This is a genomic window from Kocuria aegyptia, assembly GCF_039530085.1.
Taxonomy (GTDB): Bacteria; Actinomycetota; Actinomycetes; order Actinomycetales; family Micrococcaceae; genus Kocuria; species Kocuria aegyptia.
The window spans coordinates 1-9,731 of the sequence record NZ_BAAAOA010000032.1 but is presented as its reverse complement, the minus strand read 5'-3'; the positions used below and the strand labels follow the sequence as shown (position 1 = coordinate 9,731).

The 9,731-nt window shown below is 72.7% G+C and carries 10 protein-coding genes, 2 tRNA genes and 1 other RNA gene; 6 read left to right on the top strand and 7 right to left on the bottom strand.

The annotated features are described in order from the left end of the window. Positions 1–61: 61 nt before the first annotated feature. From epsC to msrA, 3 genes are all read right to left on the bottom strand, one after another. A complete protein-coding gene (gene epsC, locus ABD220_RS12915) occupies positions 62–646 on the bottom strand; it encodes a serine O-acetyltransferase EpsC (protein WP_344123202.1) in 585 nt (194 codons plus the stop codon). 158 nt (positions 647–804) lie between these two features. After that, entirely contained in the window at positions 805–1,740 is a 936-nt protein-coding gene (gene cysK / locus ABD220_RS12910) for a cysteine synthase A (protein ID WP_344123200.1), read from the bottom strand. 146 nt (positions 1,741–1,886) lie between these two features. Next, positions 1,887–2,483 carry a peptide-methionine (S)-S-oxide reductase MsrA gene (gene msrA / locus ABD220_RS12905; protein WP_344123198.1) on the bottom strand — a complete coding sequence of 199 codons (597 nt, stop codon included), beginning with the start codon at positions 2,481–2,483 and terminating at the stop codon, positions 1,887–1,889. A gap of 104 nt (positions 2,484–2,587) precedes the next feature. Here msrA and ABD220_RS12900 point away from each other — a divergent pair, with 104 nt between their 5' ends. Next, positions 2,588–3,610, top strand: a complete 1,023-nt coding sequence (locus ABD220_RS12900; RefSeq protein WP_344123196.1) for a Nif3-like dinuclear metal center hexameric protein — start codon at positions 2,588–2,590, stop codon at positions 3,608–3,610. Then, entirely contained in the window at positions 3,607–4,341 is a 735-nt protein-coding gene (locus ABD220_RS12895; protein ID WP_344123195.1) for a zinc ribbon domain-containing protein, read from the top strand. Before ABD220_RS12900 ends, ABD220_RS12895 begins: the two co-directional genes overlap by 4 nt. A gap of 57 nt (positions 4,342–4,398) precedes the next feature. Here the strand turns inward: ABD220_RS12895 and rnpB are convergent. Continuing rightward, positions 4,399–4,791, bottom strand: an RNA gene (rnpB, locus tag ABD220_RS12890) — RNase P RNA component class A. Between the two features lie 120 nt (positions 4,792–4,911). Between rnpB and ABD220_RS12885 the strand changes: the two genes are divergently transcribed. After that, entirely contained in the window at positions 4,912–5,685 is a 774-nt protein-coding gene (locus ABD220_RS12885; RefSeq protein ID WP_344123194.1) for a YaaA family protein, read from the top strand. 46 nt (positions 5,686–5,731) lie between these two features. Here the strand turns inward: ABD220_RS12885 and def are convergent, their stop codons facing one another. The 3 genes from def to orn form a co-directional block, all read right to left on the bottom strand. Continuing rightward, positions 5,732–6,304, bottom strand: coding sequence for a peptide deformylase (gene def / locus ABD220_RS12880; RefSeq protein ID WP_344123192.1), 573 nt, complete (start codon positions 6,302–6,304; stop codon positions 5,732–5,734). A gap of 98 nt (positions 6,305–6,402) precedes the next feature. Continuing rightward, positions 6,403–6,476: transfer RNA gene (locus ABD220_RS12875), tRNA-His, on the bottom strand. A gap of 129 nt (positions 6,477–6,605) precedes the next feature. Continuing rightward, positions 6,606–7,223 carry an oligoribonuclease gene (gene orn / locus ABD220_RS12870; protein WP_344123190.1) on the bottom strand — a complete coding sequence of 206 codons (618 nt, stop codon included), beginning with the start codon at positions 7,221–7,223 and terminating at the stop codon, positions 6,606–6,608. Positions 7,224–7,378: 155 nt separating this feature from the next. Between orn and mptB the strand changes: the two genes are divergently transcribed. The 3 genes from mptB (at position 7,379) to ABD220_RS12855 (ending at position 9,666) form a co-directional block, all read left to right on the top strand. Then, positions 7,379–8,950, top strand: coding sequence for a polyprenol phosphomannose-dependent alpha 1,6 mannosyltransferase MptB (mptB, locus tag ABD220_RS12865; RefSeq protein WP_344123189.1), 1,572 nt, complete (start codon positions 7,379–7,381; stop codon positions 8,948–8,950). A gap of 68 nt (positions 8,951–9,018) precedes the next feature. Continuing rightward, positions 9,019–9,094: transfer RNA gene (locus ABD220_RS12860), tRNA-Arg, on the top strand. Positions 9,095–9,435: 341 nt separating this feature from the next. After that, the gene (locus tag ABD220_RS12855; RefSeq protein ID WP_344123187.1) at positions 9,436–9,666 is read left to right on the top strand and encodes a hypothetical protein; all 231 of its coding nucleotides are present in this window, start codon (positions 9,436–9,438) and stop codon (positions 9,664–9,666) included. The last annotated feature ends 65 nt before the right edge of the window (positions 9,667–9,731 follow it).

Below are 9,731 nucleotides of genomic sequence, written 5' to 3'. Positions count from 1 at the left end.
CGGCCGGCCGGCGCCGTCGTGACCGGCAAGGAGCCGGTGCGGGAGCCCGGGGCGGACGGGCTCAGATCCACATCGCGGGGTCGATGTAGGTGGAGGGGTCCACCAGCGGCTGCTGCTTCTCGGGGGTGCGGGGGCGGACCTTGCCGGGGATCCCGGTCACGATCGAGTCCTCCGGCACGTCCTTGACGACCACGGCGTTGGCGCCCACGGCGGAGTCGGCGCCGATCTCCACGGGCCCCAGGATCTTCGCGCCGGCGCCGATCACCACGCGGTCCCCCACGGTGGGGTGCCGCTTGACCTTCTCCAGGGAGCGCCCGCCCAGGGTCACCCCGTGGTAGAGCATCACGTCCTCGCCGATCTCGGCGGTCTCCCCGATGACCACGCCCATGCCGTGGTCGATGAAGAAGCGGCGCCCGATGGTCGCACCCGGGTGGATCTCCACACCCGTCAGGAAACGGCCGAGCTGGGAGACCGTGCGCGCCAGCAGCCGCCGGTCGGGGTGCTGCCACAGCCGGTGGGACAGGCGGTGGACCCAGATGGCGTGCAGACCCGAGTAGTTGAGGGCGATCTCCAGCCGGGAGCGAGCGGCCGGGTCGTGCGTCCGGGCCGTCTGCAGGTCCTCGGCGAGTCTGCTCCAAAAACTCACGGTCTTCCTCTGTTCTTCCGGTGGCGGGGAACCCGTCCCGCCGGGACGGGCGGGACGTGCGGGGGCGCGGACGGGAACGACCCGCCCACCACCGGGCCAACGTCACCGGCAGGCGGCGCTATTCCCGGCGGGGGCGGGTCGTGATCCCGTGGCGCGGCTCAGCCCCGGATGTCCTCGTAGAGCAGGGTGGAGATGTAGCGCTCGCCGAAGTCGCACACGATCGCCACGATCAGCTTGTCCCGGCTCTCCTCCTTGGCGGCCTCCTGCAGGGCGGCCCACACGATGGCGCCCGAGGAGATCCCGCCGAGAATGCCCTCCTTGGTGCCGAGCTCGCGGGCGACCCGCACGGAGTCCTCGACGGTCACGTCGTAGACGTCGTCGTAGATCTCGCGGTCCAGGATGTCCGGGATGAAGTTCGCCCCGAGGCCCTGGATCTTGTGCGGACCCGCCTTGCCCTCGGTGAGCAGGGGCGAGTCGGCGGGCTCGACGACGACGAGGCGCACGTCCGGCTTCTGCTCGCGCAGGTAGCGGCCGGCGCCCGTGATGGTGCCGCCGGTGCCCACGCCGGAGATGAACACGTCGACCTGGCCGTCGGTGTCCTCCCAGATCTCGGGGCCCGTGGTCGCGTAGTGGATCGCCGGGTTGGCCTTGTTGGCGAACTGGCTGGCCAGGACCGCGTTGTCGGTGCTGTCGACGATCTCCTGGGCCTTCTCGACGGCGCCACGCATGCCCTCCGCGCCCGGGGTGAGCACGATCTGGGCGCCGTAGGCGCGGAGCATGACCCGGCGCTCCGTGGACATGGTCTCGGGCATGGTCAGGATGACCTTGTAGCCGCGGGCGGCACCGACCATGGCCAGGGCGATGCCGGTGTTGCCGGAGGTGCCCTCGACGATCGTGCCGCCTGGCTTCAGCTGGCCGGACTGCTCGGCGGCGTCGATGATGGCCACGCCGATGCGGTCCTTGACGGAGTTGGCGGGGCTGTAGAACTCCAGCTTCACGGCGACGTTGCCGGGCAGCCCCTCGTCGAGCCGGTTCAGGTGGACGAGCGGGGTGCGGCCCACGATCTCGGTGACGTCGTTGTAGATCTTCGGCATGTGCGTACCTCGGTTTCTGCGTGGTCGGTTCTCTGTCGGATCTGGGTGGAGCTCAGGTGGTGCCCGCTGGTGCTGTGGCCGCCGGTGCTCTGGGGGGCCGCGGCGGCGCAGTCCTAGCTCAGCCTAGCCAGGCACCGCAACCGCTACTACGCGGTAAGCCACGCGGAGTAACGTTTCCGGACCTTCGCCAGCTTGGGGTTGATGATCACCTGACAGTAGCCGTTCCAGGGCTGGTGGGCGTAGAAGTCCTGGTGCTCCGGCTCGGCCTCCCAGAACGTGCCCAGCGGCTCCAGCGTCGTGACGATCGGCTGGTCCCATGCGGGCTGGGTGCGGCGGATCGACTGCTCGAACAGCTCCCGCTGCGCCTCGTCGGCCCAGAACATGGCGGACCGGTACTGGGTGCCCACGTCGTAGCCCTGCCGGTTGAGGGTGGTGGGGTCGTGACCGGTGAAGAACAGGTCGAGGATCACGTCGGCCGGCACGACCGAGGGGTCGAACCTCACGGCCACCGCCTCCGCGTGCCCGGTCGTGCCCGAGCACACCGCGTCGTAGGTCGTGCGCTCCGGGTCGCCACCGGTGTACCCGGAGACCACGGAGGTGACTCCCCGGGTGATCCGGTAGACGGCGTCCAGGCACCAGAAGCACCCGCCCGCGAGCACGAAGGTCACGGTCGTGGCGGGGTCCTCGGCGGCCGGGCGCGGAGCAGGGACAGGGCGGGCGTCGTCGTGCGCAGGGAAGGCCATGACCCGTACAACACCGCACGGCCCGCATCATTCCCGCATCCCGCAGCGGACCCTCCGTGCCCGCCTCGGCGGCCGGCGCGGATCCGGCTCCTAGACTGGGGCGCATGAGCGAGCAGAGCACGTCCCCCACCGGGACCGCACCCACCCTGGCGGAGGTGCTCGAGACCGTCGAGCAGCTGTGGCCCCTGCGCCTGCAGGAGCCCTGGGACGCCAGCGGGCTCGTCACCGGCCGCCCGGACCGGCCCGTGCGCCGGATCCTGTTCGCGGTGGACCCCGTGGCCGACGTCGTCGCCGAGGCCGTGGCCACCGGCGCCGACCTGCTGGTCACCCACCACCCCCTGTTCCTGCGCGGCGTGACCTCCGTGGCCGCCGACGGGTTCAAGGGCGCCGTGGTGCACGAGCTCATCGAGCACCGGTGCGCCCTCCTCGCCTGCCACACCAACGCGGACTCCGCCCCGGACGGCGTCTCGGACGCCGTGGCGCGGGCGGCCGGGCTCACGGCGACGACGCCGCTCGCCCCGCACCCTGCCGACCCGGCCGTGGGCATCGGGCGTGTGGGGGACCTGGCGCGGCCCGTGCGCCTGCGGGAACTGGCCCGGCGCCTGGCCGACGCCGTGCCGCCCACCGCCCACGGCGTCCGCGTGGCCGGGGACCCCGACGCCCTCGTCCGGCGCGTCGCGGTCTGCGGGGGAGCGGGGGACTCCCTCTTCGACGAGGTCCGGGCCGCCGGTGCCGACGTCTACGTGACCGCGGACCTGCGCCACCACCCCGCGTCCGAGGCGCGCGAAGCCGCGAGGGGCCCCGGTGCCGGCGGCACCCCGTACCTCGTGGACCTCTCCCACTTCGCGAGCGAGTGGCTGTGGCTGCCCGTGGGCGCCGCCGCGCTGCGCGAGGCGCTCGCCGGCCGCGGCCACGACGTCCAGGTCGCCGTCTCCGCACTGCGCTCCGATCCGTGGGACTTTCGCATCGACCACGACCGTCCCGAGCACGACAGCCGTGGCCCCGACCGCCCAGGTCCCGACGGCTCCGGCCACGACGACCGCGGCCCCGACCGCACCGACCACGGCCGCCCAGGCCGCCGCTTCGCCGCAGACCCGGGCGCCCCGACCGCAGGAGGACCCGCATGAGCACCGCCACGCCCGAGCAGCAACGAGCCCTGCTGGAGCTCGAGCGGGTCGACGCCCGGCTGCGCCGGATCGCCGCCCACATCGCGGAGCTGAAGGCCGACCCCGAGGTCGCCGCCGCGCTGCAGCTCCGGTCCCGGGCGATCGCCACCGCCAAGGAACTGGAGTCCGGGGAGCAGGGGATCCGCGACCGGCTCGCCGCCGCCGAGCAGAAGGTCGCCCGCGTCCAGGCCTCGATCGAGAAGGACCGCCGGCGGCTCGAGCAGGGCGGCTCCGCCAAGGACCTCATGGGCCTGCAGCACGAGATCGAGACCCGCACCAGGCAGCTGGCCGAGGCGGAGGAGGCGGAGCTGGAGGTCCTGCAGGAGCTCGAGGACGCCGTCGCGCACCGCGCCCGCATCACGCCGCGGCTCAAGGAGGCGGACGCGGAGGCGCGCCGTCGCGTCGAGGCCCGGGACGCGGAGGGCCGCGCCCTGACGACCGAGCGGGGCGAGCTGGCCGGCGCGCGCACGACCGCCGTGGAGGGCGTCGGGCATCCCGCGCTGCTGGCGCGGTACGAGAGGATCCGCACGGGGCGCGGCACCGAGCGGCCGGCGGCCGCGGAGCTGCGGGGCACCGCGTGCGGTTCCTGCGGAACGGCGCTGAGCCCCACGGACGCCGCGAGTTTCCGGGCGGCGGCCGCCGACGAGGTGCTCACGTGCCCCGAGTGCGGGGTGATCCTCGTCCGCTCCTGAGGCTTCCGCGGTCGCCCGCGGCCGCAGTCGGTGCTGAGGGCGCCGGGAGGGGAGCGGGGGACAGGCCGGCCTGTAAGCCGGGTTCTGTGCACACGGCCGGTCGCCCGTGCCGTGCTGGTGACCATCCATCTAGGCCCATCGTTGCCGGTGGGCTCGTGCGGCCTACCCGGGTGCTCGGACGAGCAGTCCTCGGACGCACCCTGTCTGGCCTTGCTCCGGATGGGGTTTACCGAGCCGCGCCGGTCACCCGGCGCGCTGGTGGTCTCTTACACCACCTTTTCACCCTGACCCGCTGCCCGGACGGACCGGGGCGGGCGGTCTGTTTTCTGTGGCACTTTCCTGCGGGTCTCCCCGAGTGGGCGTTGCCCACCATCCTGCTCTGCGGAGCCCGGACTTTCCTCGCGCCGCGGCAGCCGGAGCTGCGCGGCCCGCGGTCACCCGGCCGACCTGTCCGCCGCCATCCTACCCGCCGGGCCGCCGCGTCCGGACCGGGCCGGCCACCGCGGTGTCCCGGCCGGCCTCCGTCCCACCGGCGCGCGGCCGCCCACTCGGGTCACTAGACTTCTGCGGGTGCTGATCCTCCTCCCGCCCTCCGAGACCAAGACCGCCCCCGGCGCCGGCGCCCCCGTCGAGCCCGCCGTCCTGTCCTTCCCCGAGCTCACAGCCGCCCGGCAGCAGGTGCTCGCCGAACTGGCCGCGACGAGCGCCCGCGACGACGCGCTCGAGGTGCTCGGCGTCGGCGAGCGGTTGCGCGGGGAGGTCGAGCGCAACACCCGTCTGGGCGCGGAGCCCGCCGCGCCGGCGCTGAGCGTCTACACCGGGGTGCTCTACGATGCCCTCGACCCTGCCGGGATGACCGGGGCGCAGCGGGCCGCCGCGGCGGCCTCCCTCGTCGTCGTGTCGGCGCTGTGGGGCGCGGTGCGCCCCGACGACCGGATCCCGGCCTACCGGCTGTCCATGGGCGCCGAGCTGCCGGGCCTCGGCCGGCTCGCGGGCCACTGGAAGCGCCACCTGCCGGCGGTGCTGGAGCCGGCGGCCGGGGACGGGCTCGTCGTGGACTGCCGGTCGGCGGCCTACGCGGCGGCGTGGCGCGGACCCCGCGAGCGGACGGTGGGGGTGAAAGTGGTCCGGGAACAGCACGGGAGGCGCCAGGTCGTCTCGCACATGGCCAAGCACACCCGCGGGCTGCTCGCCCGGCACCTGGTGGAGCGCGCCGCCGAGGGCGAGCGCCCGGAGACGCCGCAGGAGCTGCTCGCGGCGGCGCAGGAGCGCTGGCACGCCGAGCTGACGGAGCCCACGTCCCGCTCCGCGGGCGAGCTCGTCGTCGTGCGCACCGAGGACTGATCCCGGGGCCCGCCGGTGCGCACCGGGCCCGGTGCGCACGGCGGGATCAGTGGCCGAACGGGTCCTCGTCGACGCCGGGGGTCCAGGTGTGCCCGCCGCGCCCCCAGCCCTCGGCCTTGACCGCCTTCCGCGCCTTCCGGCCCCACTTGTCGTTGAGCCGGTCCACGTAGAGCTTGCCGTCCAGGTGGTCGTACTCGTGCTGCATGACGCGCGCGAACCACCCGGTGGCCTCGAAGTCCACCGGCCGGCCGGCCGCGTCGAACCCGGCGACCCGGACCCAGTCCGCCCGCTTCAGCGGCCAGCTGTGGCCCGGCACGGACAGGCAGCCCTCGGACTCCTCGTCCGGGTCCGGCGCGTCCTGCGAGATCCTGCCCGGGGTCAGCACCGGGTTGACGAGGACGCCGCGCGGCGCCACGCCGTCGTCGTTCTGGAAGGTGTAGGTGAAGATCCGCAGCCCCACACCGATCTGCGGAGCGGCGAGGCCCACGCCGTGGGCCGCGTCCATGGTCTCGTACATGTCCGCCACGAGGGCGCGCAGCTCCTCGTCGAACCGGGCCACCTTGGCGGCGGGGCGGTGGAGGACGGGATCACCGGTGATCACCACGGGGCGGACGGCCATGAGGCACTTCCTTCGACTAGCCGGGGCTTGCGCCCCTTCGGACCGGAGCGGGGACGACGAAAGGCCGCCCCGAGTCCTCGGGACGGCCTTTCACAGTGGGTGAGCGACGGGGGTTGAACCCGCGACCTCCTGGACCACAACCAGGCGCTCTGCCGAACTGAGCTACGCCCACCATGAACGCCCGCCGGAAGACCGTGCTTCCGCTGGGCAACGCATACGAGTGTACCGCATTCCCGGACCACCCCCGACCACGGCTCCCGCCCGCCCGGCCGGCCCGGTGGCCCGGGCCCGGACGGACGGCTCAGGCGCCCGTCCGGGAGGCGGAGATCTCCGCGGCGATGCCCTTGGCGGTCGCCGAGTCCGGCCCCGGCTCGGCGGCGAACACGGCGCGGCGGTAGTACCGCAGCTCGTCGATCGAGTCCCGGATGTCACCGAGGGCCCGGTGGTTGCCGGTCTTCGGGGGGGCCTGGAAGTAGGCGCGCGGGAACCAGCGGCGGGAGAGCTCCTTGATGGTGGAGACGTCGATCACGCGGTAGTGCAGGTGCGCCACGAGCTCCGGCATGTCGCGCACCAGGAACGTGCGGTCCGTGCCGACCGAGTTCCCGCCCAGCGGCGCCTTGCCCGGCTCCGGCACCCACTCCTTGACGTACGCCAGGACCTGCGCCTGAGCCTCCTCCATCGTCAGACCGGAGGGGAGCTCGTCGAGCAGCTTGGAGGCGGTGTGCATGTTCCGCACGAAGTCCCCCATCTGCGCCAGCGCCGCCTCGCTCGGCCGGATCACGACGTCGACGCCCTCGCCCAGCACGTTGAGCTCGTCGTCGGTGACGAGCGCCGCGACCTCGATGAGGGCGTCCTTCTCGAGGGACAGCCCCGTCATCTCGCAGTCGATCCACACTATGCGTCCGTTCGAATTAGCCACCCGGACAATCTACCGTGCCGCCCCGACGCCGCAGGTCGGGCCGTGGCCCGTCGAGGAATCCCGCAGGAGCCGGGGATAGTATCGGGGCGACCACGGGTCCGTGCTGCGCCCAGCCGGGGCGCCCGCAGACACCGGACGGGCGCATCGGGAGAGCAGTGCAGACGACTTCGACGACGCCGGCGCCGGGCGAGGGACCTGACGGCGTCCGGCCGCCGGCGGATCCCGAGCTCTCGCGGTACCACTCCGGTTCGCCGCTGCGGACCGTGCTCATGGGCACCCTCGGCTCGGTCATGCTGTTCGTCGGCTCGCTCGGCGTCGGCTGGCTCGCCTCGGTCTCCCCGCTGCGGCAGGTGCCGGCCGTCATCGGCATGCGCTTCACGACCACCGGGGCGATCGTCTCCATCCTGCTGCTCGCCGTGGGCGGGATGCTCCTGATCCGCGAGTGGCTGCGGCTGGGGCAGAAGCTCAACCGGTGGGGGCCCGGCAGCGGCCGGTGGGTGCTCATCGCCATCGCCGCGTGGTCCGCCCCCATGCTGGTGACGATCCCCCTGTTCAGCCGGGACGTGTACTCCTACATCGGCCAGGGGCGGGTGATGGCCAACGGGCTGAACCCCTACGAGCACGGCGTCTCCACGATCGACAATTTCTTCCAGCTCGGGGCGGACCAGATGTGGTCGGAGTCCCCGCCGCCCTACGGACCGCTCTTCCTGTGGCTCGAGCAGTTCGTCGTGGCCGTCACCGGGGCGGACCCTGACGCAGCGGTGCTCTGGTTCCGGGGGATGTGCGGGCTCGCCGTGATCGCGTGCATGTGGCTGATCCCGCGGCTCGCGCGGCTGCACGGCATCAACCCCGCACGGGCCCTGTGGCTCAGCGTGGCGAACCCCCTGTTCCTCACCAACTTCATCGTCTCCGTGCACAACGACGCCATCATGATCGCCCTGGCCCTGGGCGGCACCTACGTGGCCGCCGTGCACCGCAACTGGAAGGGCGGCCTGCTGGGCACCACGCTCGTCACCCTGTCCGTGGCGATCAAGCCCATCACCCTCGTCTTCCTGCCGTTCATCGGCCTGCTGTGGGCCGGCAGGAACGCCACGTGGGCCCGCCGTCTCGTGGTCTGGTCCCTGGTGCTCGCCTACTCGGTGGCCCTGCTCGCACTGATGGGCGCGGTCAACGGGTTCGGCTTCGGCTGGGTCTCCGCCATGTCCACCCCCGGCTCGGTGTCCATCTGGTACGCCCCGGTGGGCTTCGTCGGCGGCCTGGCCACCACGCTGGCCGCGGCCGTTGGGGCCGACTCGGGCCAGTGGCGGGAGGTGACCCACTCGGTGGGCCAGGCCCTCGCCGTGCCGATCATCCTGTGGCTGATGTTCGCGGGCCGGGACGAGCGGATCATCCGCCGTCTGACCTGGGCCCTGGCTGCGATCGTGCTGTTCTCCCCGATGATCCAGGCCTGGTACGTGGTGTGGCTCATCCCGCTGTTCGCCGTCACGGGCATCCGCAGCGACTGGCAGGTGGACATCCTGTTCTTCCTCACCGTCTTCTTCATGATCTACGCCGTGTCCGACCAGCTCGACGTCTTCCCGTACCTGGACCTGGACCTGAACTCCGGCCGGCTGATCGCGGCGGTCGTCGCCCTCTCCTACGGCGTGTACCTGTGGTTCATCGACCCGGCGACCAGACGGCTCTTCCGCGGCCGCTACCAGCCCCCGGTGCAGAGTGCCGTGATCTGAGCGGCCGGTGCCGCCACGGCGAGTTGGTAAACTCGAGGACGGTGCACGGGGCGCGGTCCCGGGCGTCCGCCCCAGTAGCTCAGTGGATAGAGCAGGAGCCTTCTAATCTCTTGGTCGGGGGTTCGACTCCCTCCTGGGGCACCACCGCGACCCCGCCTGCCGGCCCACCGCCCGGGGGCGGGGTCGTCCCCGTCTGGACCGGTCCCGCCGCTGCCGACGAGCCGCCACGGTCCGCCCCCGCCCCACGCTCCCTCGAGGGCGCGAAAGTGTGGACAGGCGCGACCCTGTGAATTCGCATACGTTAAGAGGCACATCGCGAGGTGGGATCTTCCGGCCACCCGAGGTCCGCGCCAGGACGGGCGGCGAGCTGGAGGACCCCCTCGGCGACGTCCCGGCGGCAGCCCGCCGGGACGGCCGCAGTTCCCGGACGGGGTGCCCGGGGCGGCCACGGACCACGCGTCCGGATCCGATCAGGGGGAGGAACCATGAGCGTCACCATCGCCAGGCAGTGGACGGGCAGGAGAGCCCGCTTCCACCACTACGACACGGTGGAGGAGGCCACGGAGGACACCCGGGACTTCATCGTCCGGCAGGTCGGCGAGGACATCGATCCGCAGCGACTCGAGGCGATCACCCGGGGCGTCGTCGACCTGCACTGCATGCATCTCGACTACTGCGGGGACAACGTCGTGGTCGAGCCGGGGAACGCCGCCTAGCTGTACTGACTCACCAGGTTGTTGATGACAGGAGAGACCTCCGGGTCGAGTGTGGAGTTGTCTAG

What these genes read in the sequence shown, in the direction of transcription:
- cysK (WP_344123200.1), bottom strand. Translation starts at nt 1,740, where the DNA reads ATGCCGAAGATCTACAACGACGTCACCGAGATCGTGGGCCGCACCCCG.
- msrA (WP_344123198.1), bottom strand. Translation starts at nt 2,483, where the DNA reads ATGGCCTTCCCTGCGCACGACGACGCCCGCCCTGTCCCTGCTCCGCGC.
- ABD220_RS12900 (WP_344123196.1), top strand. Translation starts at nt 2,588, where the DNA reads ATGAGCGAGCAGAGCACGTCCCCCACCGGGACCGCACCCACCCTGGCG.
- ABD220_RS12895 (WP_344123195.1), top strand. Translation starts at nt 3,607, where the DNA reads ATGAGCACCGCCACGCCCGAGCAGCAACGAGCCCTGCTGGAGCTCGAG.
- def (WP_344123192.1), bottom strand. Translation starts at nt 6,304, where the DNA reads ATGGCCGTCCGCCCCGTGGTGATCACCGGTGATCCCGTCCTCCACCGC.
- ABD220_RS12855 (WP_344123187.1), top strand. Translation starts at nt 9,436, where the DNA reads ATGAGCGTCACCATCGCCAGGCAGTGGACGGGCAGGAGAGCCCGCTTC.